The sequence below is a fragment of the Pseudomonas sp. FR229a genome (genome assembly GCF_030209115.1).
Lineage (GTDB): Bacteria > Pseudomonadota > Gammaproteobacteria > Pseudomonadales > Pseudomonadaceae > Aquipseudomonas > Aquipseudomonas moraviensis_A.
The window spans coordinates 132,793-158,807 of the sequence record NZ_JARVSP010000005.1 but is presented as its reverse complement, the minus strand read 5'-3'; the positions used below and the strand labels follow the sequence as shown (position 1 = coordinate 158,807).

Here is a 26,015-nt window from a genome sequence, read left to right as displayed (position 1 = left end):
AAATCCATGCTGGCGTTTTGGCGATAATCGATGAGCCAGTGACTTACATCAAAAAATGCGAATCAATCGCTAAACGGACTGAAAAAACTCACAGTTTTTCACACACGGATGCTACTTTTAAAGCTCAAGCACTGGTTGAGCCAATGAAGGCTCTTCCCACCTAACATGAGCAAAAGGAAGCGCTCGATGAAGCAGGCGGGCAACACCATGAATAAAGGGTCCAGCAAAGTCACCTTTCCCAACGCTTGCCAGCTGATGCGCTGGCATTTTCATCCCATGGGATTCGAAGCGACGATGGATGCACCGGGCAGCCTGATCGCCCGTCTGTTCGATCGTGCCAGCGGCGAAACCATGATCGCCATCGCTGGCATTCCCTGTGCGACGGTGATGAACGCGGCGGATGTCGAGCGAATCATCGAAGCCATCGAGGATGAACTGGAAGCCTTCACTCCTCCGGAATCTCTGAAGAACTACGCATAACCGACTGATTCAAAAAGAAAAGCCCGCAGCGATGCGGGCTTTTTTATGCTTAGACGGTGGTCTTCTCCGCGCGATGATCGACGAAGAATGGCTTGCCCCTGGTGACTCGATCCGAAGCTCTCGGCATATTCACCGCTTGGGGTTCTTGCGGTTCGACGTACCAGTAGCAATGGCTGACAGCCCGGGTAATGCCCACGTAGGCCAGACGCAGGATCTCGTCTTTTTGCGCACTGTCGTACGGCTCGCTGTCGCCGGTTTTGCCCAGTCCGGCCATGCGGTAGACCTGATTCTTGTACGGCGAACTGGTCAGGTGCTGGCAGTCGCCAAGCAGAAACACTGCATCAGCCTGCAAACCCTTGGCACTGTGATAGGTCAGTTGTTTCAGCCGTCGCGCTTCGTAGGGCAAGTTCGAATCTACATTAAGTACCGGCTGAATATGCTGTTCTATCAATAACTTATCGCTGCTTTTTCGATAGAGCATCAAGATCGAATCGCCGCGGCGGTAATGTTCCGCCAGTCGTTGACCCAGCGCCTCGTCATTCCGCTCAAGCACGTTGACCGGCTGCAATGGTTTGGGCTCACCACTGGCCTTGGCCTTCTTGCCCGCGATGGCCGGCGCTGCGCGGACAATGTGCTCGGCGGCATCGATGATGTGTTGATGACTGCGGTAGTTGTCACTGAGCATCACCCGCGTGGTGCTCGGCGAAGGAAACTCCTTGTTGAACTCCATGAAGTAGCTCGGCGAACTGCCGCGCCAGCCGTAAATGGATTGCCAGTCATCGCCGACGCACAACAGCGACGAACGCTGCGCACCGCGCCCGACGTGCATGGCCGGGCCACGGCTGCGGATTTCGTTAAGGCTGGCGCGTATCCACGAAACGATCTGCGGCGAAACGTCCTGAAACTCGTCGATCATCAAATGCGACATCGGTCGCAGCAGTTCATCGCTGAGCAACTTGAGGTTTTCCGGTGAATGCTCACTGAACAGGGCGAACATGCGGTTGTAGGTCATCACTGGCGGTTTCTGGTCCAGCAAGTGATCCTCGAACGCGCGCCAGAACAGGCTCAGGGCTTCGAAGAAAAACCGATCGGGATCGTCCTTGGCAAAGCTCATGCGACTGACCGCGTCGGGTACATCCAGGCCGAGGTTTTCGATAAAGCCTGCCGCGCCGACAAAACAATCGAGCAGCGGCGCCGATGCCAACTCGCCTTTAACCTTATAGTCGAAGCCAGGACCGGCGCTGGCATCGCCGGCCAAGGTCGCCAGAACACGCCTTGACGACTCGTAACTATCCAACCATATCAATGGCTTACGACAGAAAGCTTGAAACAGTGTGCGCTTGACTGCCCATTCTGCGCGGACGCTCAGTTTGGCGTTTGGCCGACATAGCTGGGCGTTTTCCCTAGAGTCAAACCCGAGCACCACCCAGGCATCTAGGCTTGGGATATAGCCGTGACAGTGGAACGTTGAACCGTTGATCTCGAACGTTTGCCGACTGGGTTCGATCCCCTTGATGGGCCACGCACCCGCGCGAAACCACAGATCCTCAATGACGTCGCACAGCTCTTCATCGCGCTTGGCCGCAAGCTCGGTGACCGCCATGCGCTTCTGCACATCGGGGTGATCGCGTTCCAGCTCCTTCAACTGCAGCCCGGCGCGGGACAGCGGCTGGATCAGCTGGCGGAAACGCTCATCTTCGTTGAACAAGCGGTGATAGCAGGCATTGATTTGCTGTCGCTGCGCGTCATTGATGCGCAGGTCGAACGGATTGCTGTCGACCTCTTCCGCGCTGCTCTGCGGACGATCACTGAGATTCTCGAACGCCTGCAGGCGCTCGAACCCCGGCAGACTGCGGACCATTGGCAAGATGCGCGAGTGGAAGGTTCGCACCAGCTCACGGGCCTGTTTGAGGTTCAGCGGCTGGCCCCACAGCGTGAAGATTTCAATGAGTTTGTTGATGAAATCCTTGCGCGATTCGCGGGTGAAGGTCACCACAGTCATCGAATCCAGCTCAAAACCCAGGTAGTGGCTGAGCAAGAGAATGCGCAGCACCAGCGTGGTCGACTTGCCCGCGCCAGCACCGGCCACCACCGAGGTGGACGGCGTGTCGCTGAAAATCATCTTCCACTGCGCGGCGCTGGGCTGGGCGTGGGCCGGGAGTAATCGGGCCACATCGGCCTTGATGCGCCTCTTCAGCTCCGCCGTGAGCGGCAGGCGCCAGTCATCGAACAGATTGTTATCGACGCCGGGCGGACGATGCTCGGTGTTGCGGCTGTCGCGAATCAGCAGGACCTGACGGCCCTCTTCCAGCCCCTCGAGCTTGCCTTCCCTGAAGCCGTATTCAACGCCAGCAGTGTGCCCGCTGCGAAACCCGTCGGCTTGCCCGTGCAGCCACGAGGCGCGGTGCTGGGCGCGCAGTTTTGTCAGGCCGTGGCCGAAGAAACGCGCGGCCAGACGCTTGAACCAAGGCATCTCGGCCAGTGGACGAAGTTCAGGAGGAAGATCGGGAATGTGTTGCACCACGCTGACGGACTCCAGGGTGTGAGGCTGTGGCGGCTATGGTGTCTGGATTTGTCGTCCAGTTCTAGCGAAATGCTTACAGGTCATCGGTTTAGGCGACGAATTGAAAGTCAGATGAAACGATTTCGAGGCTGAATTCCATCTAATAACCTGATCATGATGCGGCAGTTTTTGCGCTTTTTATCGATGATTGCCTGATAGATGATCGTCGTCATCAACCACGGGGCCCGCCCCCTGACGAACCTATTGAGGAGACGATCATGCTTGAACTCAGACCCTTCAGCTCGCTGGGCGGCGCCCATCATGGCTGGCTGGACGCGCATCACCACTTTTCGTTTGCCGAGTACTACGACCCGCAGCGGATGAGCTGGGGCAATCTGCGCGTGTGGAACGACGACATCATCGCTGCAGGCACAGGTTTTCCGCAGCATCCGCACCGCGACATGGAAATCATCACCTACGTACGTGAAGGCGCGATCACTCACCAGGACAATCTCGGCAACAAGGGCCGTACGGAAGCCGGCGACGTCCAAGTGATGAGCGCCGGCACCGGCATCGCCCACAGCGAGTACAACCTGGAAGACAAGGAAACCAAGATCTTCCAGATCTGGATTCTGCCGACCGAAACCGGTGCCCCTCCATCCTGGGGAGCCAAGCCGTTTCCCAAAGGCGAGCGCGAAGGTTTTGTCACTTTGGCCAGCGGTAAGGCTGGCGACGATGAAAGCCTGCGCATCCGCGCCAACGCACGTCTGGTGGCGGCGAACATCAAGGCTGGTGAAACTGCCGAATACCGTTTGGACGAGGGACGCCGCGCTTATCTGGTCCCCGCCACTGGCGTGATCGAGGTCAATGGCTTGCGTGCGCAAGCGCGTGACGGTGTCGCAGTGGCACACGAGCAAGTGCTGACGGTCACGGCGATCGAAGACAGCGAGATCGTACTGGTCGACCTGGCCTGATCCGCAGGCAACAAAAAGGGCAACCATTACGGTTGCCCTTTTTCATGCGTGCATCACTTGGTGGAAATAGCGCCATCCACCAAAGTTTGCGCTTCGGCCACCAATTGCTTGAGGTGGTCGTCGCCGAGGAAGCTTTCGGCGTAGATCTTGTAGATGTCTTCGGTGCCCGACGGACGCGCCGCGAACCAGCCGTTTTCGGTCATGACTTTCAGGCCGCCAATGGCCTGATCGTTGCCCGGTGCGTGGCTGAGAATGCTCTGGATTTTCTCGCCCGCCAGTTCGGTCGAAGTGACCTGCTCCGGCGACAGCTTGCTCAACAGAGCCTTCTGCTCAGGATTGGCCTTGGCGTCAACGCGCACCGAGAACGGTTCGCCCAGCTCATCGGTCAATGCGCGGTAGGCCTGGCTTGGATCGCGCCCGGTGCGCGCGGTCATTTCGGCGGCGAGCAAGGCAGGAATCAGACCGTCCTTGTCGGTGCTCCAAACGCCGCCATTCTTGCGCAGGAACGAGGCGCCGGCACTCTCTTCACCGCCAAAACCCAACGAACCGTCGAACAGACCGTCAGCGAACCACTTGAAGCCGACCGGCACTTCGTAAAGGCGACGACCCAGGCGCCTGGCCACACGATCGATCAGACCACTGCTGACCACGGTTTTGCCCACGGCGGCATCGGCGCGCCATTGCGGACGGTTCTGGAACAGGTAATCGATCGCCACCGCCAGGTAATTGTTCGGTGCGAGCAGACCACCGGACGGCGTGACGATACCGTGGCGATCGTGATCCGGATCACAGGCGAATGCCACGTCAAAACGTTCTTTCAGACCGATCAGGCCCTGCATCGCGTGGCTGGACGATGGGTCCATGCGGATCTGGCCATCCCAATCGACGGTCATGAAACGGAAAGTCGAATCGACCTGTTTATTCACCACTTCCAGGTCGAGACGGTAATGCTCGGCAATAGCCGACCAGTAGCGCACCCCTGCTCCGCCCAGCGGATCGACACCCAAACGCAGCTTGGCGTCGCGGATGGCATCGAAGTCGATGACGTTGATCAGGTCGGCGACATAGGTGTTGAGGTAATCGTGACGATGGGTCGTGCTGGCCTTGAGCGCTTGCTCGTAGCTGATGCGCTTGACCCCGGCCAGCTCGTTCGCCAGCAGTTCGTTGGCCTTGGCTTCGATCCACTTGGTGATGTGGGTGTCGGCCGGGCCACCGTTGGTAGGGTTGTATTTGTAGCCACCGCTCTGTGGCGGGTTGTGCGACGGGGTGATGACGATCCCGTCTGCCAGGCCAGAAGTACGGCCGCGGTTGTAGCAGAGAATGGCATGGGAAATCGCCGGGGTCGGCGTGTACTCATCACCTTCGGAGATCATCACGGTGACGCCATTGGCGGCGAGGACTTCCAGTGCGCTGGCGCCGGCCGGGGTCGACAAGGCATGGGTGTCGATGCCGACAAACAGCGGACCGGTGATGCCTTGGGCTTCGCGATACAGGCAGATCGCCTGGCTGATGGCCAGAACGTGCCATTCATTGAAACTCAAATCGAAGGAGCTGCCGCGGTGGCCGGAGGTGCCGAACGCCACTCGCTGGGTAGAAATCGATGCATCAGGCTGGCCGGTGTAATAGGCCGTAACCAGTCGCGGGATATCGACCAACAGTTCCGCCGGTGCCGGTTTGCCCGCAAAAGGACTGAGTGTCATGCAAAAACCTCTGAAATCGGAGTGGTTCAGGAAATGCTGCGCAGTTTACTGGCAGTTTGACCACTGTGCGACGGGATGTATCCAAACCTCGCCCGATGTTTTTTAACGTTATTTGCCCGGCGACAATCGCAGTGCATCGCCGAGAAGTCCGATCACGCCTGGCAAATCCCGATCGCCCTGGTTAAGCGCGCTCAAACGCAGTGAGTCCGCATACAGGCCTTGGAGGCTGAACAGTTCCCCCGGCGCCACGATGACCTGTTGCTTGAGCAGTCGATGAAACACATTCGACATGTCGACGGGGCGTAACGAGCGCACCCACACCGTCGCGCCGCCCCGAGGTTCGACAATCTGCAGCGTATCGCCCAAACGCTCGCGCAACACCTGTATCAACAGCGTACGGCGCTCACTGAGCAATCGCCGTAACACGCATAAGTGCTGATCAAGCCGTCCGCCGCTCAACAGCCTGGCAATCGCCTTCTGACGAATGGGCGACAGGCGAAACGCGCGTAACAGGAAATGACGTTGTAACTCGTCACGCCAATGCCGCGACAGCACAAAGCCGAAAGGCGCTTCGGCACCGATGAATTTCTCGAAGGTGGAAAACACCAGCAAGCGCTGAGGGTCGAGCCAGTTCCGCAGTCGCTGTGAATCACTGCACTCGTCAAGCTCGCTGTAGCAGTCATTCTCCAGCACCCAGACCCCATGTCGCTCCAGCATCCTGGCGATGGCCTGCTGCTGCTCATCACTGAAGCCACGGCCCAGAGGCATGCTCAATACCGATGACAACAGGATCAAACGTACCGGCTCGTTCTTCAAAAGCGATTCCAGTGCCGACAGATCGAGCGCGCCCTCAGCCTGCGAGGCCCACTCGATCACCCGCACGCCGGACGATTCGAGCAGGCGCAAGATCGCCCAGTCACAAGGCGATTCGACGACGACGGCGGCCTGACGCAATTCCAGTACCGAAATCAGAATCTCCAGTATTCCCCGCAAATCAGCACCGATATAGACATCATCGGCATGCCAGTAATGCTCCGTCGAACAGGTATAACGCGCCGCCAGAGCGACCCGCAGCTCCAGCTCACCGCAAGGCTGGGCCAATGTCTGGGGCTGACGCGGGTATTGACGCAACAGCTCCCGCTCCAGCGTCAATAAAGGGCTGTCCAGTGGTTGCAGCGACGCCGGCTCGTCGGCGCTCAAAACACACATGCCGGGACGTCTCGCATTGACGTAAACGGTTTCCAGCAGATCACTGCCATTGCCGAGCGAGTCCACGCTGAACAGCGCGTTCGCGTAATACCCTGATTTGGCTATGGAATAGACCCGACCTTCTTTTTCCAGGAGCGAATACGCGTATTGCACCGTTGAAATGGACACATTGAGCCGGTCGGCCAGTTGGCGCAACGAGGGCATGCGTACCGCCGTGCTCCCAGTGGCATCATCAATCAGCGTCGTCAGATATCGATAAACTGCCTGATAAACAAAATCATTGTCCCGCGCGCCCTTCACAACCTCGTTTCCGTAGACATTGGTTCACAACCCAACCCTTGGTTCACCGTCAGCGTTCCGTAGACCGCTCGACTCGCGAAACTGGCTCTGTCTCTCCCGGATCTGCATTTTCGCAGGCAAATTCTTCGGGCGCACAAAGCTGCACAGGTCCCATCGCATAGAGACGGATAACCAGTCTGACTGGCAACCCACTGACCTCCATGATCCATTTCAGCACTTGCTCAGGGGCATGCAGGCCTTGCAGGGCGCGGTGCAGGTCCGGCATCGCAACCAGCATGCCGGGGTGACAGTTGCGCAGGAACCGCTCGAGGCCTCTACCGCTGTCGATGAACGGTGCAAACAACAGGCACACCAACTGCGTTTCGTTCAGTCCGAAACCGTGCAAAAGGTAATCCTCCGCATGCATTCGCAGATGCTCGGGCTGCCGAACGTTGTCAAAGCACGACAGCAAATGTTCGCAGACGGACTCCGCCACCTGCTGTCGGCGCATGTCGGCCAGGGTATTACGCAGGTAGTCGTCGATACCTGCCTCATAGGTGCGCCCCTCGATGAACCGTGCGTACAGCCCTTGCACATGCGCCGAGATCAGGGGGTCGGCAAACACCGCTTCGCCTTGATACAGCGCCCGGTCATCCGGTTCAAAGCCGAGGAATTCGCCCAACAGGGGCCAGCGGTCCTCCAGCTTGCCTACCATCATGTCGTTGATGTCGATAAAACTGGTGCGCCGGCAGGCTTCGAACTCACCCTCAGGTCGCCAGGCAGTCCGGTCATCTTCAGCCCGCAGTTCGCGGTAGAAATCGTCGCCCAGCCCGTCCAGCAGCGGAAACAGCGCCTCGAATCCGCTGTGGACCAGTCCGGGACCTGCGATCGCCACTCGCTGCATCGCACGGTTGAGGCCTTCGAGGAAATGCTGCTGACTGCTCTTGGTTTCGGTACTGATCATGGCGTCGACACCATTGTTCCAGCGGGCGATCTGGCTGTAGTACTCGGCGGTGGCGAGATAGGCGTCATCCCACAATTGGGGCGCTTCGATCCAGGTCCGACAATGCCCGACCAGCAGCAGATTGATTCGACTGGCTTCACGACCGTCGTCGCTGACAGGCGTGCGGTGATCGAAGGCCAGCACCTCGCGGTTATCGACCATCAGCAGCTCGACCCGAGGGTCGTCATATAGAAACAGTGCACTGTAGCTGCGATGCAGGTTGTGCAGGGCAACGGGACTGTCGCCATTCCAGCGCAAGGCGGCGACGCGCAACTGGAACGTCGCAGGCGCACGGCTGGCAATCGTCAGTTGCGCTGCACGGAGCAAAGCCAGGGTGTAGCAGCTGTCACGCGAGCCGGACTGATGCACCAGCACCTTGAACTGCCCGATGTTGTCCATTCCGCCAGCAGCCACGACCAGGCGCTGAATCAGTAACTGCAACGCCGTGCGCTCGGCTCGGGAAAAGAAACTCAGCAAACGCTGCAATACTTGCTGATAGACATAGTTCATTGCCTGATCATGGATCGTGCTCATCGGTATTTACCCGGTATCAAAAGATTCATGCCACGCAAACATCACAGTGAGCGCAACAATTGGATCAATAAGTAATAGACGCTGAAATGCTAACACTTACAAAGTTGTAGTTATTTGAAACACTTCACCTGAAAAAACTGTCATGAAGGCCCGTCGGCGCGCTCAACCGCCCGTATTTGCTGGCCTTTCTCGAGCCAAAAATAATCTGAGGAAACTTCCCACAGCGTCCCACGACAATTCATTACAAGAAATAGAGAAGCAACTTCCGAATCGCCCTACAGCAATTAAACAGAAATTGACGAAGCCAGCCGAGCTAGCCGTTTGATATTGCCCCGGACAAATTGAATGCACAGCCATAGCTCATTCCTTGAGATGAAAGTAATCATTCAATTATCAGCGCTTAGAGTGTGATTAGAAGATACAGATGAACAGCAAAAACCAGTTCAGTTGCTGAAATGGTCGGAGGTGCGGGATGGGGAAGGTCTGCTGACTGGGGGAAACATAAACAAAAAAAGAGTCCGTGAGGCCACGGACTCTGATCTCCGGATCTACGCCGGCTCGACTTGCAGTGCCACCCGTTCGCGGCATGGGCATTCGTCCATGTAGCGGTGTGCTTCGACGAACTCGTTGAACGGGAATACACGGGTTTTGAGCGGAAGCAACACACGGTCAGCGGTCAATTGGTTGATGTCGCGCAAGGCGCGTTGCAACGCGACGTGGTCCTGGACAATGCCCAGCTCGGGTTTGCCGGTGAAGTTGCCGATACAGTGGACGAAGAACTGGATGTTCTTCTGAAACGCTGCGCAAGCCGGGAACGGGGTCTGATTACCGCCCTGCAGGCCATACAGGACCAGACTGCCGCGTGGCGCCAGGACATCACCAAGTAACGACATCTGCGGGCCGCCCAGGCCATCGAAAACCACATCGACGCCACGGTTGTCGGTGATCTTGTTGATGCGCATCAACAGATCTTCCTCTTCGGTGACGATGACTTTTTCCGCACCGAGGGACAGCAGGTACTCGCGTTCCTCCGCCGATTTGGTCGCCGCGATCACTCGCACCCCCAGCGCTTTACCGAGCTGGACAAACGAGGGGCCGGCGCAGTGACTGGCATCCGTCACCAGGGCAAACTGCCCGGGTTTGACCCGCGCCAGATCGGCATAGGCAAAGTAGGCAATCAGCAGCGGCGTGTAATGCACGCTGGCTTCGATCGGGCTGAGCACATCCGGGTAACGGGTCAGCGCCGTACGCGGCAGGACGATGGACTCGCCGTACACCGGATAGTCGTTCGGGCTTTCCGCCGGAAAACTGGCCACTTTGTCACCGACGGACAGGTCGTCTACATCAGCGCCCACGGCAGTGACCACACCGGCCATTTCGTGACCGAGGCCCGATGGCAGACGTGCCTGGGACGACGCCAGATTCTGACGCCACAGGGTGTCGTACCAACTGATGCCGATCGCCTCGACACGCACCTGCACTTCGCCAGGACCTGGCTGAGCGGCCGCATGCTCTTCGCATTTGAGCACCTCGGCCGGACCAAACTTGTGAAAACGGATCGTGCGGGACATCGCAAACCTCGTCAAAGTAACCTCTAATGCCATGAACTCTATCTGGGCTTTTGACCCAAGACCATCAGTGGCTATTAATAGTCGACATGCCTGTCATTGATTCCGCAGCAGGAGCGGCATTGGCAAAATCCATGAAAAAAGGCCTGCCACCGTCGCAGTAAAGCTGAATTTTCCGGTGCAGAGTACCAGCCTTTCCCCGTAAGATTCATGCCGGCCATTGTTCTCATATGGCCGCCCTCGTCAAGTTTGATGACTCTGCCAGGACTCCAGATGAATCGTAATGACCTGCGTCGTGTCGACCTGAACCTGCTGATCGTGTTCGAAACATTGATGCACGAACGCAGTGTGACTCGGGCCGCGGAAAAATTGTTCCTCGGCCAACCCGCCATCAGCGCGGCGTTATCGCGCCTGCGCAGCCTGTTTGACGATCCATTGTTTGTCCGCACTGGCCGCAGTATGGAACCGTCCGCGCGCGCCGTGGAAATCTTCGCCCTGCTCTCGCCCGCACTCGATTCGATCTCGACCGCCGTCAGTCGTGCCGCCGAATTCGACCCGGCGACCAGCACGTCAGTGTTTCGCATCGGCTTGTCCGACGATGTTGAGTTCGCGCTGCTGCCGATGCTGCTCAAGCGCCTGCGCGCCGAAGCACCGGGCATCGTCCTCGTGGTGCGCCGCGTCAACTACATATTGATGCCGGGCCTGCTCGCCTCCGGCGAGATTTCGATCGGCGTCAGCTACACCACCGACCTGCCGGCCAACGCCAAGCGCAAAGTCCTGCGCCGCAGCGCACCGAAGCTGCTGCGTGCCGACACCGTGCCGGGGCCGCTGAGCCTGGACGACTACTGCGCCCGACCGCACGCACTGGTGTCGTTCGCTGGCGACCTCAGTGGTTTTGTCGATGAAGAACTGGAAAAGCTGGGGCGCAAACGCCACGTGGTGCTGGCGGTGCCACAGTTCAACGGATTGGGCACGTTGCTGGCGGGAACCGATATCGTCGCGACCGTACCGGATTACACGGCGGAAGCACTGACGGCAGCCGGCGGCCTGCGTGCTGAAGATCCGCCACTGCCGACGCGCACCTTTGAACTGCACATGGCCTGGCGCGGGTCGCAGGATAACGACCCGGGGGAGCGGTGGTTAAGGTCGCGGATTCAGATGTTTTTTGGCGACCCGGATAGCCTGTAGCCGGATCTACTTGCCACCCGTCACATCCAGAAATGTCCCGGTGACAAACGAGGCCTCTGCGCTGGCCAGCCACAAGATGGCCCGCGCTACCTCTTCCGGCTGTCCGCCCCGACCCATCGGGATCGAATCCTTCACGCGATCAACCCGACCCGGTTCGCCGCCGCTGGCGTGCATGTCGGTATAGATGTGCCCCGGGCGAATGCAGTTGACCCGAATTCCTTCCCGCGCGACTTCCTTGGCAAAGCCGATGGTGAAGGTTTCCAGCGCACCTTTCGATGCTGCATAGTCGACGTATTCATTCGGACTGCCCAGCCGCGCCGAGGCAGACGAAATGTTGATCACCACGCCGCCCGCTCCGCCGTGGCGCTGAGACATGCGCTTCACCGCCTGCTGCGCGCACAGGATCGGTCCCAGAGCATTGACCGCGAAAATACGCTGCATGCGTTCGAAGCTCAGGTCTTCCATACGTGACTGTCTCGCCAGCACACCAGCGTTATTCACCAGAACGTCGATGCGCCCGAATGAACGATCGATGGCCGCGAACAGGTCAGCGACCTGCTGCGGGTCAGCACTGTCAGCACGCACCGCCAGCGCCTTGCGCCCCAATGCTTCAACATCGGCCACCACCGCCAGCGCGGCGGACTCGTTGGCGACGTAGCTGATGGCAACGTCGTAGCCTTGTGCTGCGGCAAGTCTGGCGGTGGCGGCGCCTACTCCGCGACTGCCACCGGTGATCAGAATCAGCGGTGCTTGCGAGGCCTTATCCATGTGACGTTCTCCTGAACAGTTGGGCTGTGTCAGCCGATGATGATGGCGCCGCAGGCGATGACCACGCACGCCAGCATTCGGCTGACGGTGAGCTTTTCGCCGAGGAACAAATAGCCGAGCAACGCAGCGAACAGCACGCTGGTTTCGCGCAGGGCCGATACCGCGCCCAGTGGCGCTTCGTTCATGGCGTAGATGACGATTGCGTAAGCCAGCAGCGAGACCAGTCCGCCGACCACCGCGGTGAGCATTCCGGGCCGCACGGAAAACAGGCTACGGGCGTCGCGCAGGCCGATATAGACCACCGGCATCAACACGCCCCACAGGGCACTCATCCACACCGTGTACGCGAGTGGCGCTCCGGAAAGCCTGGCGCCAATGCCATCGACGACGCTGTAGGCGGCAATGAAGCACCCGGTGCCCAGTGCATAAGGCAAGCTCGGCACCGACAGGCTGCGTCCCCGGAACGCCAACGAAATAATCCCCCCGGACACCAGGCCAATGCCGAGCAGCTCAGCGGGAGTGATGGTTTCTCCGGCAAACAGTGCGGCGCCGAGGGTAATCAGCGCCGGCGATGAACCGCGGGAAATCGGGTAGATCTGCCCTAGATCGCCAACCCGATAGCTGCGCACCAGAAACAGGTTGTAGCCGACATGCAGCAGTGCCGAGAGCAGCGCATAACCCCAGCTCTCAGGTGCAGGCGGGGCCATGAAAACGGCGGCGACGGCGCAGACGATGGCGATGGCGACGCACATCATCGTCATCGACCAGAGCCGATCGGCGCCGCCGCGCAGCAGCGCGTTCCAGCTGGCGTGCAGGAGCGCGGCGAACAGGACGAGGAGTACGAGATGGATAGGCATGGCGCATTCTAGGCATCCCCGGCGCCGGTGTTACAGAGAAGTCTGCTCATTGCACCATGAGCAGAAGCTCATACTTCACAGTTGTGCGCTCTGCACCTTCAACGCTTCCCCAAGCAACCATTGGCGAAATCTGAGGATGTGCGGCTGGGCTTCGATGCCTTTGGGGCAGACGAAATAGTAGGCAAGCGGCGATGGGAACGGCACGTCGAACAGCCTCACCAGGCGACCGTCGCCGATTTCATTCTCGACATGGCCGCTGCGCACCAGCGCCACGCCCTGGCCGAGCAACGCGGCTTCCACCGTCATGTTGGTGTCGCCGAACCTGACGCTCTCGCGCAGCGGCGAAAACCCGAGACCGATGGATTGAAACCACACCTCCCATTTCGGCACCAGCTCGGCGCCGTCGCGGGTCAGCAAGGGCATTTGCAGCAACTCTGCGGGACTGCCCGGCATGCCGACGCGCTGCAGCAGCTCGGGGCTCGCCACGGGAAACACCTGCTCGCCAAACAGGAACTCCGTGTACAGACCGGGATAATTGCCTTTGCCCAAGCGGATCGCGACGTCGGCTTCGCCGTTGGCGAAATGGATGATCTTGTCCGTGGTGTCCAGTGACACCAGCAATTCCGGATGCTGGCGTGACAGGCTCGGCAAGCGTGGCAGCAACCACTTCAAGGCAAAGGAGTAGGTGGTGCTGACGCGCAGCCGCACCCTGCCCTTTTGTTCGCGCAAATCGTCCAGCGTCGCCTCCAGACTGATGAAAAACTCGCGCACGATCGGCGCCAGCGTAGCCCCCGCTGCCGTGAGGCGTAACGCCTTGCCGCGTTCGAACAACTGCAGCCCCCACAGATCCTCCAGATGCCGCAGCTGATGACTGACTGCGCTCTGGGTCACGTGCAGTTCCTGCGCGGCAGCGGTGAACGTCGGGTGTCGGGTGGCGACTTCAAAAGCGCGCAGCGTTGCGGTCGGGGGCAGGTCTCGCATACAGAAGGGTTCCGGAGATGGGCGAAGGATCGGAGCATGAGTTTCCACTCATGTTAGAGCGAAACGCCACTGTTTTCAGGCAGACGTGGCTGGTCACACTGCCATAACGCGATGATGGCAAAGAGCCGTGACAAATCGCGCGATAGAGATTAAATTACCGCCGCCCCGCCGATGGAGGGTCGGGCATTCGCATTCAGTTAAGGAAAACGATGGCAATGGTCTATTGTCGTGCTTGCGCCAAGGAGCTCCATGAGACGGCGCTCACCTGCCCCCAATGCGGGGCGAGCCAACAGGCCTTTGTGCCATCTTCGCAAGCCGGGATTCCCTGGCTGGCCATCGTTTCGCTGATCTTCGGAATTATCTGCGCTATCACTCTGTTTGATGATTCCGATTGGGACTTCGAAACGATCCTCGGCGTCGGACTGTTCAGCGTCGCAGGTCTGGCTTGCGGCATCATCTGCATCAACGAAAAACACCCCGGAAGAAACCTCGCGATCGCCGGCATCATATTGTCAGGCCTGACCGCGCTGGTTCTTTTCTGTCTATCGATCCAATAATTTTAGGGAAAAAATATGAGCATGGTTTACTGCCGCGGTTGCGCCAAGGAAATCAGTACGCTGGCGCTGGCGTGCCCTCAGTGCGGCGCGCCTCAGGCGGCTCCGCAGGCCTACCCAAGCGGCCCTGCCATCACGACAGGCAACCCTTACCTTGAGGCGTTGAAGAATTACGCCGTGTTCAACGGTCGCGCCACGCGCCGTGAATACTGGTTGTTCTTCCTGATCAACATGGGCGTCGCCTTCGTGGTGGGCTTCATTGACGGCTTTGCCAACACTGGTGGCGTGCTGCAAGGCCTTTATAATCTGGCGCTGCTGATCCCGAGCATTGCTGTCGGCGTGCGCCGTATGCACGACACGGATCGCAGTGGCTGGTGGTTGCTGCTGCCGATCGTCAACATCGTTTTCCTGGCGCAGGACAGCCAGCCTGGGCCGAACCGTTTCGGTGCCAACCGCAAAGGCATCAACTGACACAACGGCAACACGCTGACCGGAACGGCCTTCACGGCCGTTTCTTCATTTATGGCCAAGGATTTTCAATTGCGGTGAATCATTGCGAATCGCGCAACACAGAATTGCCTTGAAGCCGATTGATAGGCACCTAACGAAAGGTGCATGCTAGAGGGCTGTCTCGGCGCTTATATCATTCCGAATGATAGTTACCTTCGCTTCATTCGATTCGTGCCATCACACCCCCGCCGAGCATCATCCGCCCATCTTCAATACTTCGGCGGATTGCATCCATGGAACAATCACTCAAACATTTGCGCTTCCCGTTGGCTATGCTGGCCGTACTGGTGATGAGCGCCTGCGGCAAAACTCCGGAGACTGCCGGCGCCCCGCCCGCTGCCAAAGTCAGCGTAGCCAAGGTGCTGGAACAACCGGTCAACGAGTGGGATGAATTTACCGGGCGTCTCGAAGCGCCGGAAACCGTAGAGATCCGGCCACGGGTTTCGGGCCAGATCGATCAGGTCGCCTTCACCGAAGGCGCACTGGTCAAGAAAGGTGACCTGCTGTTCCAGATCGACCCGCGTCCGTTCCAGGCCGAGGTACGCCGCCTCGAAGCCTTGGTCGCCCAAGCCCGCGCCACCGCCACTCGCAGCGAAAACGAAGCAGCTCGCGGTGAACGCCTGCGCACCAGCAACGCCATTTCCGCTGAACTGGCCGACTCGCGCACCAGCGCCGCCCAAGAGGCCCGCGCCGCCGTCGGTGCTCTGCAAGCACAACTGGACCTGGCCAAACTGAACCTGAGCTTCACCCGCGTTACCGCACCGATCAGTGGCCGCGTCAGCCGCGCCGAAATCACTGCCGGCAACCTGGTGACCGCCGACACCACTGCGCTGACCAGCGTCGTCTCCACCGACAAGGTCTACGCCTACTTCGACGCCGACGAACGCGTGTTCCTCAAATACACCCAACTGGCCCGCAACGGCCAGCGCGGCGCAACCACGCCGGTGTACATGGGCCTGTCCAACGAGGACGGCAACCCGCACCTGGGCCAGATGAACTTCGTCGACAACCAGGTCAATCCGAAAACCGGCACCATCCGTGGTCGCGCCGTGTTCGACAACGCTGACGGCACATACACCCCGGGCCTCTATGCACGACTGAAACTGGTCGGCAGCGGCACCTATAACGCCATGTTGATCAACGACGAAGCCGTTGGCACTGACCTGGGCAAGAAGTTCGTGCTGGTGATGGATGGCGACAACAAGACCGCCTACCGCGCCGTCGAGCTCGGTCCGAAGATCGAAGGCCTGCGCATCGTTCGTAACGGTCTGAACAAGGACGACACCATCATCGTCAAGGGGCTGCAGCGGGTTCGTCCTGGCTCTCCGGTTACCCCTGAAGTGATTCCGATGGCCAGCGAGCAGACCCTCGCCGCCCTTGCTCAACAACGTCAAGCGCTGGAAGCCAGCAACCTGCCCAAAGTTGCCCCTGCCAAGGGCGCATCGGGTTCGGCTGCGAAGCTGGCTGCTACGACCCCACGCGGTTAAGGGACGACAACTCCGATGAATTTTTCCCAATTCTTCATTTCCCGGCCGATCTTCGCAGCGGTGCTCTCGCTGTTGATCCTGATCGCCGGTGCGATCTCGCTGTTCCAGTTGCCGATCAGTGAATACCCGGAAGTCGTGCCGCCGACCGTGGTCGTACGCGCCAACTTCCCGGGCGCCAACCCAAAGGTCATCGGTGAAACCGTGGCCGCTCCGCTAGAGCAGGCGATCACCGGTGTCGAGAACATGCTGTACATGTCCTCGCAATCGACCGCAGACGGCAAGATCACCCTGACCATCACCTTCGCCCTGGGCACTGACCTGGACAACGCGCAGGTGCAGGTGCAGAACCGGGTGACCCGAACCGAGCCGAAGCTTCCCGAGGAAGTGACGCGCATCGGTATCACCGTCGACAAGGCTTCGCCCGACCTAACCATGGTTGTGCACTTGACCTCGCCGGACAAGCGCTACGACATGCTCTATCTGTCCAACTACGCGATCCTCAACATCAAGGACGAGCTCGCTCGCCTGGGTGGTGTCGGTGACGTGCAGTTGTTCGGTATGGGTGACTACTCGCTGCGGGTCTGGCTCGACCCGAACAAGACCGCTTCGCGCAATCTGACCGCGACCGATGTGGTGACCGCGATTCGCGAGCAAAACCGTCAGGTCGCCGCCGGTCAACTGGGCGCGCCCCCTGCTCCGACCGCGCAAAGCTTCCAGCTGTCGGTCAACACTCAGGGCCGCCTGGTCTCCGAGGAAGAGTTCGAGAACATCGTCATTCGCTCTGGCGACGACGGGGAGATCACCCGTCTCAAAGACATCGCTCGCGTCGAACTCGGCTCCAGTCAATACGCCCTGCGTTCGTTGCTGAACAACCAGCCGGCCGTAGCGATTCCGATCTTCCAGCGTCCGGGCTCCAACGCCATCGACATTTCCAACGAAGTGCGCGGCAAGATGGAAGAGCTGAAGAAAGGCTTCCCGCAGGGCATGGACTACAGCATCGTTTATGACCCAACGATCTTCGTCCGCGGTTCGATCGAGGCGGTGGTTCACACCCTGTTCGAAGCACTGATCCTCGTGGTGCTGGTGGTGATTCTGTTCCTGCAGACCTGGCGCGCTTCGATCATTCCGTTGGTCGCGGTGCCGGTATCGTTGATCGGTACGTTTGCGGTCATGCACCTGTTCGGTTTCTCACTCAACGCCCTGTCGCTGTTTGGCCTGGTACTGGCCATCGGTATCGTGGTCGACGACGCCATCGTGGTGGTGGAGAACGTCGAACGGAACATCGAACTCGGACTGACCCCGGTCGAAGCCACCAAACGTGCCATGCGCGAAGTGACCGGTCCGATCATCGCAACGGCACTGGTGTTGTGTGCAGTGTTTGTTCCGGCGGCGTTCATTTCCGGCCTCACCGGGCAGTTCTACAAACAGTTCGCACTGACCATCGCCATCTCGACCGTGATCTCGGCGTTCAACTCGCTGACCCTGTCGCCCGCGCTGGCCGCTGTGTTGCTGAAAAGCCACGACGCGCCGAAAGACCGCTTCTCGAAGGTGCTCGACAAGATCTTCGGCGGCTGGCTGTTCCGTCCGTTCAACCGCTTCTTCGACCGCGCCAGCCATGGCTACGTCGGCACCGTGCGCCGGGTCATCCGCGGCAGCGGCATCGCTCTGCTGCTGTACGCAGGCCTGATGGTGCTGACCTTCTTCGGTTTCTCCAGCACGCCGACCGGTTTCGTACCGGGCCAGGACAAGCAATACCTGGTGGCCTTCGCGCAATTGCCGGACGCCGCGAGCCTGGATCGCACCGAAGACGTGATCAAGCGCATGTCCGACCTCGCGCTGAAACAGCCAGGCGTGGAAAGCGCCGTAGCGTTCCCGGGCCTGTCGATCAACGGCTTCACCAACAGCCCGAACGCCGGCATCGTCTTCGTGACCCTGAAACCGTTCGACGAGCGTAAAGACCCGAGCATGTCCGCCGGCGCGATTGCCGGTGCCTTGAACGGTCAGTACGCGAACATTCAGGAAGCGTACATGGCGATCTTCCCGCCACCGCCGGTACAGGGCCTGGGCACCATTGGTGGTTTCCGCCTGCAAATCGAAGACCGGGGCAACCTGGGCTACGACGAGCTGTACAAAGAAACCATGAACATCATCAACAAGAGCCACAACGTGCCGGAACTGGCCGGTCTGTTCACTAGCTACACGGTGAACGTGCCGCAGGTCGATGCCGCCATCGACCGGGAAAAAGCCAAGACCCACGGCGTGGCCGTCAGCGACATCTTCGACACCCTGCAGATCTACCTGGGCTCGCTGTATGCCAACGACTTCAACCGCTTTGGGCGTACCTATCAGGTCAACGTTCAGGCCGAACAACAGTTCCGCCTTGAATCCGATCAGATCGGTCAACTGAAAGTACGCAACAACAAAGGCGAAATGATCCCGCTGGCGACCTTCATCAAGGTCAGCGACACCTCCGGCCCGGATCGGGTAATGCACTACAACGGCTTCATCACCGCGGAAATCAACGGTGCCGCAGCCCCCGGCTACAGCTCGGGCCAGGCGGAAAAAGCCATCGAGAAACTGCTCAAGGAAGAACTTCCGAACGGCATGACCTACGAATGGACCGACCTGACCTACCAGCAGATTCTGTCCGGCAACACCGCACTGTTCGTGTTCCCGCTCTGCGTACTGCTGGCGTTCCTGGTACTCGCCGCGCAATACGAAAGCTGGAGCCTGCCACTGGCAGTGATCCTGATCGTACCGATGACCCTGCTGTCGGCCATCACCGGTGTGATCATTTCCGGCGGTGACAACAACATCTTCACCCAAATCGGCTTGATCGTACTGGTGGGACTTGCCTGCAAGAACGCGATTCTGATCGTAGAGTTCGCCAAGGACAAACAGGAAGAAGGCCTCGACCCGCTCGCTGCGGTACTGGAAGCCTGCCGCCTGCGTCTGCGGCCGATCCTGATGACCTCCTTCGCGTTCATCATGGGGGTGGTGCCACTGGTGTTCTCCAGCGGTGCCGGTGCCGAGATGCGTCACGCCATGGGTGTGGCGGTGTTCTCCGGGATGCTTGGGGTGACCTTCTTCGGTCTGCTGCTGACGCCGGTGTTCTACGTGCTGATCCGTAACTTCGTTGAACGCAGTGAGCAGCGCAAAGCGGCCAAGGCACACACTCTTCAAAAGCCACTGGAGGCGCACCAATGAGTCTGAAAGTCTTCCTGCCGAGTCTGCTGGTGCTGGCCCTCAGCGCCTGCGCCGTCGGCCCCGACTACAAGACCCCAACCACGGAGGCGGCCAACATCACGACCGCCACCGACGGCGCCGCCGGACAAAAGAACTTCGACCGTTCGAAATTCGAAGGCATCTGGTGGCAGCAATTCGACGATCCGACCCTCAACCAGTTGGTAAGTCAGTCGCTGCAAGGCAACCGTGAACTGCGCGTGGCGTTCGCCCGCTGGAAAGCCGCCCGGGCGATCCGCGACGACGCCAGCAACGACGCGATGCCGACCATCACCAGCCGCGCCAGCAGTGACTTGGGCAAAGGCCAGATTCCCGGCCAGACCACCGACCGGGTCAATAGCGAACGCTATGACCTGGGTTTGGACATGGCCTGGGAGCTCGACCTGTTCGGGCGCATCCAGCGCAATCTGGAAGCCAGCGACGCCGACCAGCAGGCTGCCGAAGCCGATCTGTACCAGTTGCAAGTCACCATGATTGCCGAACTGGTCGACGCCTACGGTCAACTGCGCGGCGCCCAGCTGCGGGAAAAAATCGCCGTGGCCAACCTCAACAACCAGGAGGAGTCGCGCAAGATCACCATCAGCCTGCGTGATGCCGGTGTCGGTGATCAGCTCGATGTCGAGCGCGCCGATGCGCGTCTGGCCAACGTCGAAGCCACCGTGCCGCAGTTGCAGGCGGAACAGGTCCGGCAGAAAAACCGTATTGCCACCCTGCTCGGTGAACGCCCGGACAAACTGACCGTGGATCTGAGTCCGAAAGACTTGCCGGCGATTGCCAAAGCGCTGCCGATCGGTGATCCGGGTGAACTGCTGCAACGTCGTCCCGACATCCTCAGCGCCGAGCGGCAACTGGCTTCGGCCACTGCGCGCATCGGCGTGGCCAAAGCCGACCTGTTTCCCCGGGTCAGCCTCAGCGGCTTCCTCGGCTGGACGGCGGGGCGCGGCTCGCAGATCGGTTCCTCGGCGGCCAACGCCTGGGCGCTCGGCCCGAGTATTACCTGGGCTGCGTTTGACCTCGGCAGCGTCCGCGCTCGTCTGCGTGGCGCTGACGCCGATGCCGAAGGCGCACTGGCCAACTACGAGCAGCAAGTGCTGCTGGCTCTGGAAGAATCGGAAAACGCTTTCAGTGATTACGGCAAACGTCAGCAACGCTTGATTTCGCTCATTCGTCAGAGCGAATCCAGCCGCAAGGCTGCCGATCTGGCGGAAATCCGCTATCGCGAAGGCACCACCGACTTCCTCGTCCTGCTCGACGCCCAGCGTGAACGCCTGAACGCCGAAGACAGTCAGGCCCAGGCCGAAGTCGAGCTGTATCGCGGCATTGTCGCGATCTACAAAGCCCTTGGCGGTGGCTGGCAACCGGAGACGGTCGCCAGCCAGTAAAGATTGTTAAAGAGCTCCTTTGGTTGGCCGCAACCAACCAAATTTTTTGCCCCGCGCATCATTCGGTCGCGGGGTTTTTTTATGCCCTTGAGCAGCGCTTGAATTCCTTGTGGGAGCGAGCCTGCTCGCTCCCACAGTGGTTCATGGGCGGTCTTGAAATTTGTGATCCTCCAGGACCGTCACTGTGGCCGTCGTGCCCGCGCGCAGGCGGTTCTTGCCGGCAAAATCACCATCAATACCAATGCGCACCGGCACCCGCTGCGCCAGTTTCACCCAGGTGTAGCTCGGGTTGATGTTCGCCAGCAGTCGACTGCCCGGCGCGTTCTCGCGGTCGGCAATGGCGAAGGCGATGCTTTCTACCGTGCCGCCGAAGCTCTCGCCGCTCATCAACTGAATGCGCACCCGGTCGCCCTCCTCGATTCGCGGCAGCTTGGTTTCTTCGAAATAACCGCTGACGTAGAACGAATCACTGTCGACCAACGCCAGCAGTGCTCCGCCTGCCTGTGCGTAGTCACCCTGGCGGGTCAGCAGGTTGGTCACGTAACCGCTGACCGGCGATTCGACACGGGTGCGCTGCAGATCCAGTTCGGCTTGAGTCAGCGCGGCAATCGCCAGTTGCACATTGGCCTCAGCCAGCCCGAGGTTGGCCTGATTGCGCAACAGATCCGCCTGGGCAACCGCCACGTCGGTGCTGGATTTCTCCCACTCCTCACCGGAAATCGCGAAGCCCTGCTTCAGCGTGCGTCGCCGACGTTCTTCGCTCTGGCGTTGTTTGAGCAGGGCTTCACTGGCGACGATCGCCGCTTGCGATTGCCCCAGCGAAGCCTTGGACACTTCCACCGAACGCCGGGCATGCTCGACCGCCAATTGATAGCGCGCCGGATCGATCTCCAGCAGCAATTGGCCCTTGTCGACATGCTGGTTGTCCTGCACCGCCAGTTTGACGATACGCCCCGAAACATCTGCCGACAGCGTCACCACATCCGCCCTCACCCGGGCATCCCGCGTCCACGGCGCGCGGGTGTAATACTCCCAGGCGAACCAGCCAAGGACGATCGCCAGGATCACCACAGCCACGGTCATCATTCGTGCAACTAGCGCTTTCAAGACATCAGGCTCCCATCAACAGAATCAGCGTGGCACAGACACAGGCGTACAGCGCGCCCTCGAACAGCGCTTCATGCCAGACCAGGCGCAGTACGCCCAGGCGCCGCAGGCACCAGTCCAGCAACATGAAAATCGGAATCGCCAGTAACAGCGCTTGGGCAATCGGAGGCAGATAGACGCCGCCAATCTCGAAATCAATGGGCAAGTTGCGGTTCTCCTTGCAGAACTTGAGGTTGCAGATGCTCGCCGTGGCGCTCGAGGAACGACACCACAATCAGCAGCGCCACGCGCATACGGAACACCGACCATAAATGTTCGTGACTGTCGGCGTGCAGCTCGTCCAGCTCCTCTCCGAGTTGGTGCAGCGTGGCAAGCAGTGCGGCGAGTTGCACATCACCGCGTCCGGCAACCAGGCGACCGGTTTTGCGTAACGCCGACGCCAGGCGCTGGCCGAACGCGTCGGTGAGCAATCCATTGTTCAAAGCCTGCTGCCGCAGTTGATGCATGGCGACGCCCACGGCCACGCAAGCCAGACTGATTTCGTACAGGCGCTGCATGGCGCGGTCGTTCGCCGCTGGGAGCAGACCGAGCATGCTGGTCAGGCGATCGGTCATCCGACTCTCGAAGGCGAATTGTTGTTCATCGGTCGCCGGCATTTTGCTGAGCTGGTACACCTGCTCCCGCGCTTCGCCGTACAAACGGCGAATGCGCAAGTCCGGGCGGAAGGGAAAGATCAGTGCATAGACGATCAGGGCCAGCATCGCTGCACTGACATAAGCGCCGGCAAATTCGAACCATTGGATCGCCGTGTTCTGCCCGGTGCCGGTATTTTGCGGTCCGAGCATGAGAAAGCTCGACAGGCCGAGGCCCATGCCGATCCCGGCGGTGGCCGGACTGGAAATGCCCACGGCAATGGCATACAGCAGCGGCGCGAGCAGCAAGGCGAGCATCTCGAAATCACTGATCGCCGGCACCAGCATGAACTGATAGAACGCCGACACCACCAGCGCCAGGCCCAGGCCCCGCGCATAGCTTTGCGCAGCCATCAGCGGACGCGGGAAGGTCGCCATCAGCGAGCAGAGAATCCCCACCAGAATCATCCCGCCCCGGGCGCCATCCCACGCGGTTTCGATCCAGATCAGCCCGCTGACCAGAAGCGCGGTAAAAGCGCGAATTGCGTTCATCGAGGCCAGGGTGAAATCCAGGTGCAACGGACTGCTCTGGCCGCGATACAGACAACTGGCCGGGCGCCCTTCCTGTATGGCGTCGCTCAGTTCGAGAATCTGGTCGAGTTGCTGCAGCAGCCGCGCCTGCTCCCAACGCAACGCCCAGGCTAGTGAACGGAGGGTCGCGCTCATGTTCTCGGTCTGCTGCTCGGCCTTGTAGGCCAAGGCTTCGAACTGTTGCTGCAACGTGACGAAGCGCTGCCGATCGGCGCCAGACAGCGCGCGACCCTGTTGCGCCAACTGCTCCAGCAATGCCAGTTCCTCGGCCCGCAGTTGCTGAACCTCCAGCGGCAGATCGCCCTCCCAGCGCTCGATGAGCAATTCGCGTTGATGCCGCAGCGCGGTCAGTCGCGACGTCAGCAACGTCAGCTGATTGCCGAGCAGCAATACCAGGTTGTCGGCACTGCGCAGACGCGGCGCATCGAAATACAAATGGCGCCGCAACCCTTCCAGTGCGCTGATTTCACCGAGCAGTTGCATCTGCCGACGCTGGAACTCGGCTTCGCCTTCTTCCGTGCGAAGCACCTCGGCGGCGTGACTGGCCGCCAGTTTGATCACCTGATCGATTTTGGCGAAATAGCCCTTGGCGACCGCTTCAGGCCGGGCCGTCAGCAAGCTGACCACGCACACGCAGGCCACCGCCAGCAGGGTTTCGGTGACTCGGGTGACGGCGAGCAAAAAGGTGCCGTCCTGATCCGGAATCGCCAGCAACGCCACAACCACTGCGGTGTAGCCACTGAGCACGAACGCCTGGGAGCTGGTGTAGCGCAACAACGTGCCGCCGGCCGTGCACAGCGCCAGCCACAACGCCAATGTGGTAATGAACGGCAGCGGCGCCTGAGGGAATATCGCCATGATCAGCACTGCCACCGCCGCACCCACGGTGGTGCCGATCACCTGACCGAAACTGCGCGCCAGCGCCATCCCCGCCAGTGGCTGGCTGACAATCACCACCGCCATGATCGACCATTTCGGCTGTTCGAGATCGAAAATGAACGCCAGATAAAGGGTCAACAGCCCGGCGGCGATGGTCCGCAGGGCAAACAGCAAAACAGCCTGACCTGGATAAATCAAAGCCTTGAAATAGGTGAACAGCGCTGACATGGGCACACTCTTTAAAACGACTTCTGCAAGCGTAGACACTGCAACAAAAGCCTGACGGATTTCACAGTCGACACGTGTCGTAGGACGTTTCGCTGGCAAGGGTTTGACTCACGCGCCAAGCTGACCGAAGCTTGCCGCTCTGCTCAAGTTCGAAGCTTTCGGAAACCCGCATGACTCAGTCCCGCCGCAACCTGCTGATCGGCCTAGGCCTCGTACTGATCCTCGGCGTCATCTGGCTGTCCTTGCGCAGCAGCACAGCGACCATTCCCGATGCTATCAAACATGGCTACAGCGAAGCGCTCAACGCCGCCCGTACCGGTGAACCCGGAGCGGCGCGCCAGTTGTACCAGCAATTGGGCCGCCCGGACATCTCGGTCAAGCGCCGGGTCTGGCTGCATGGCGAGCTGCCCAATTATCCGAGTCCGCAGGCACTGAAACTCGCTGATATCGACTTGCACCACGACGCGCCACAAGTGCGCGTCGCGGCGATCAAAAGCATCGTCGGCCTCGTACCCGGCGGGCAGCGCAGTCTGTTGCTCGGGCCGTTGCTCGACGATGAAGAACAAACGGTCCGTTTCGCCGCAATCAATGCCCTGCTCGGCCTGACGCCTGACGAGCTGGGCCTGTATTTTGCGCCGCTGCAGCAGGCCATCGATGGCTGGCAGCAGAATCTCGAAAGCCAGCCGGAAAGCGCCGCCCATTATGCGCAATTGGCCCGCTTGTATATTCACAACGCCGAGTACAAACAGGCTCAAGAGGCCTTGGACAATACCTTGCGTCTGGAGCCCGGCAACCTGCCGGCGCTGGTCATGCAGATCGATGTACTCGATCGCCAGGGGCAAAGCGATGCCGCTCGCCAGTTGCTCGCCCGCCAGCTCAAGGCGCAGCCTGATTCGGCCTATCTGCAGCACGCCCTCGGTCTGTGGCTGCTGCATCACGGCCAGCGCGAATACGCCCTGCTTGGCCTGTCCAAAGCCGTCGAGCTGGAGCCCGACAACAAGGATTATCGCTACGACCTTGCCACCACTCTGCACAGCGCAGAAGAGCTGGAAGCGGCGCAGAAACAATTGCAGGAAATCGTCCAGCGCCACCCCGCCGACCGCAAGGCGCGGGTGCTGCTGATCAATTACTGGAAGGAAAGCGGCCAGTTGCAGAATGTACAGATTCTGCTGGCGCAACTCGAACAACTGAATCCAGACGACCCGGCCCTGCAACAAGGTCTTTAATCAAGCTATAGCGGGTGCAATCGGCCACCTGCCCAAAGAAAAAGCGGAACCGTGAACACGCCCTGAGGTCAAGTTACTCAGGCGGCTCACCTAAGCCAGCCGCCGATTACCCTAGTCATAAGAGGGCATTTT

General features: G+C 59.9%; 20 protein-coding genes. 9 read left to right on the top strand and 11 right to left on the bottom strand.

Translation table 11 applies throughout. The annotated features are described in order from the left end of the window. Positions 1–207: 207 nt before the first annotated feature. Entirely contained in the window at positions 208–480 is a 273-nt protein-coding gene (locus tag QRN33_RS04285) for a DUF1652 domain-containing protein (protein WP_042610106.1), read from the top strand. Between the two features lie 49 nt (positions 481–529). Here QRN33_RS04285 and QRN33_RS04280 read toward each other — a convergent pair whose 3' ends face one another. Continuing rightward, positions 530–3,004 carry a UvrD-helicase domain-containing protein gene (locus QRN33_RS04280; protein ID WP_285407304.1) on the bottom strand — a complete coding sequence of 825 codons (2,475 nt, stop codon included), beginning with the start codon at positions 3,002–3,004 and terminating at the stop codon, positions 530–532. 257 nt (positions 3,005–3,261) lie between these two features. On the opposite strand from QRN33_RS04280, the gene QRN33_RS04275 reads away from it, so the two are divergent. Continuing rightward, positions 3,262–3,957: a pirin family protein gene (locus QRN33_RS04275; protein ID WP_042610056.1), complete on the top strand. Its 696-nt coding sequence runs from the start codon at positions 3,262–3,264 to the stop codon at positions 3,955–3,957. A gap of 53 nt (positions 3,958–4,010) precedes the next feature. Here QRN33_RS04275 and pgm read toward each other — a convergent pair whose 3' ends face one another. The 4 genes from pgm to QRN33_RS04255 all read right to left on the bottom strand — a co-directional run bounded on the left by pgm (position 4,011) and on the right by QRN33_RS04255 (position 10,253). Beyond that, on the bottom strand, positions 4,011–5,657 hold the full coding sequence (gene pgm / locus QRN33_RS04270) for a phosphoglucomutase (alpha-D-glucose-1,6-bisphosphate-dependent) (protein WP_285407302.1): 1,647 nt from the start codon (positions 5,655–5,657) through the stop codon (positions 4,011–4,013). 108 nt (positions 5,658–5,765) lie between these two features. Then, positions 5,766–7,166: an aminotransferase-like domain-containing protein gene (locus tag QRN33_RS04265; RefSeq protein WP_285407300.1), complete on the bottom strand. Its 1,401-nt coding sequence runs from the start codon at positions 7,164–7,166 to the stop codon at positions 5,766–5,768. Between the two features lie 49 nt (positions 7,167–7,215). Then, entirely contained in the window at positions 7,216–8,682 is a 1,467-nt protein-coding gene (locus tag QRN33_RS04260) for a hypothetical protein (protein ID WP_042610059.1), read from the bottom strand. Positions 8,683–9,230: 548 nt separating this feature from the next. After that, positions 9,231–10,253 carry a zinc-dependent alcohol dehydrogenase family protein gene (locus QRN33_RS04255; protein WP_064362651.1) on the bottom strand — a complete coding sequence of 341 codons (1,023 nt, stop codon included), beginning with the start codon at positions 10,251–10,253 and terminating at the stop codon, positions 9,231–9,233. 270 nt (positions 10,254–10,523) lie between these two features. Between QRN33_RS04255 and QRN33_RS04250 the strand changes: the two genes are divergently transcribed. Then, positions 10,524–11,438 (top strand): LysR family transcriptional regulator, encoded by a 915-nt coding sequence (locus tag QRN33_RS04250; RefSeq protein ID WP_042610061.1) that lies wholly within the window; start codon positions 10,524–10,526, stop codon positions 11,436–11,438. A gap of 6 nt (positions 11,439–11,444) precedes the next feature. Here QRN33_RS04250 and QRN33_RS04245 read toward each other — a convergent pair whose 3' ends face one another. From QRN33_RS04245 to gcvA, 3 genes are all read right to left on the bottom strand, one after another. Next, positions 11,445–12,206 carry an SDR family oxidoreductase gene (locus tag QRN33_RS04245; RefSeq protein ID WP_285407295.1) on the bottom strand — a complete coding sequence of 254 codons (762 nt, stop codon included), beginning with the start codon at positions 12,204–12,206 and terminating at the stop codon, positions 11,445–11,447. A 29-nt stretch (positions 12,207–12,235) separates the two neighbouring features. Beyond that, the gene (locus QRN33_RS04240; protein ID WP_285407293.1) at positions 12,236–13,063 is read right to left on the bottom strand and encodes an EamA family transporter; all 828 of its coding nucleotides are present in this window, start codon (positions 13,061–13,063) and stop codon (positions 12,236–12,238) included. Positions 13,064–13,138: 75 nt separating this feature from the next. Then, the gene (gene gcvA / locus QRN33_RS04235) at positions 13,139–14,044 is read right to left on the bottom strand and encodes a transcriptional regulator GcvA (RefSeq protein ID WP_042610064.1); all 906 of its coding nucleotides are present in this window, start codon (positions 14,042–14,044) and stop codon (positions 13,139–13,141) included. 209 nt (positions 14,045–14,253) lie between these two features. On the opposite strand from gcvA, the gene QRN33_RS04230 reads away from it, so the two are divergent. The 5 genes from QRN33_RS04230 (at position 14,254) to QRN33_RS04210 (ending at position 21,220) form a co-directional block, all read left to right on the top strand. Then, positions 14,254–14,601 carry a hypothetical protein gene (locus QRN33_RS04230; protein ID WP_042610065.1) on the top strand — a complete coding sequence of 116 codons (348 nt, stop codon included), beginning with the start codon at positions 14,254–14,256 and terminating at the stop codon, positions 14,599–14,601. 15 nt (positions 14,602–14,616) lie between these two features. Beyond that, positions 14,617–15,069: a DUF805 domain-containing protein gene (locus QRN33_RS04225; protein ID WP_039761551.1), complete on the top strand. Its 453-nt coding sequence runs from the start codon at positions 14,617–14,619 to the stop codon at positions 15,067–15,069. A 272-nt stretch (positions 15,070–15,341) separates the two neighbouring features. Then, complete coding sequence (gene mexE, locus QRN33_RS04220; RefSeq protein WP_039761553.1) at positions 15,342–16,595, top strand: multidrug efflux RND transporter periplasmic adaptor subunit MexE; 1,254 nt, start codon at positions 15,342–15,344, stop codon at positions 16,593–16,595. 15 nt (positions 16,596–16,610) lie between these two features. Beyond that, complete coding sequence (locus QRN33_RS04215) at positions 16,611–19,802, top strand: efflux RND transporter permease subunit (RefSeq protein WP_042610067.1); 3,192 nt, start codon at positions 16,611–16,613, stop codon at positions 19,800–19,802. Next, a complete protein-coding gene (locus QRN33_RS04210; protein WP_285407289.1) occupies positions 19,799–21,220 on the top strand; it encodes an efflux transporter outer membrane subunit in 1,422 nt (473 codons plus the stop codon). Before QRN33_RS04215 ends, QRN33_RS04210 begins: the two co-directional genes overlap by 4 nt. Positions 21,221–21,361: 141 nt before the next feature. Here the strand turns inward: QRN33_RS04210 and QRN33_RS04205 are convergent, their stop codons facing one another. The 3 genes from QRN33_RS04205 to QRN33_RS04195 are packed head-to-tail and all read right to left on the bottom strand — an operon-like array spanning position 21,362 to position 24,657. Continuing rightward, a complete protein-coding gene (locus tag QRN33_RS04205; RefSeq protein WP_371919856.1) occupies positions 21,362–22,306 on the bottom strand; it encodes an HlyD family secretion protein in 945 nt (314 codons plus the stop codon). 25 nt (positions 22,307–22,331) lie between these two features. Next, a complete protein-coding gene (locus QRN33_RS04200; protein ID WP_016774855.1) occupies positions 22,332–22,532 on the bottom strand; it encodes a DUF1656 domain-containing protein in 201 nt (66 codons plus the stop codon). Further along, complete coding sequence (locus QRN33_RS04195; protein ID WP_285407287.1) at positions 22,522–24,657, bottom strand: FUSC family protein; 2,136 nt, start codon at positions 24,655–24,657, stop codon at positions 22,522–22,524. Before QRN33_RS04195 ends, QRN33_RS04200 begins: the two co-directional genes overlap by 11 nt. 170 nt (positions 24,658–24,827) lie before the next feature. Here QRN33_RS04195 and QRN33_RS04190 point away from each other — a divergent pair, with 170 nt between their 5' ends. Further along, positions 24,828–25,883: a tetratricopeptide repeat protein gene (locus tag QRN33_RS04190; RefSeq protein WP_285407286.1), complete on the top strand. Its 1,056-nt coding sequence runs from the start codon at positions 24,828–24,830 to the stop codon at positions 25,881–25,883. Positions 25,884–26,015: the final 132 nt, after the last annotated feature.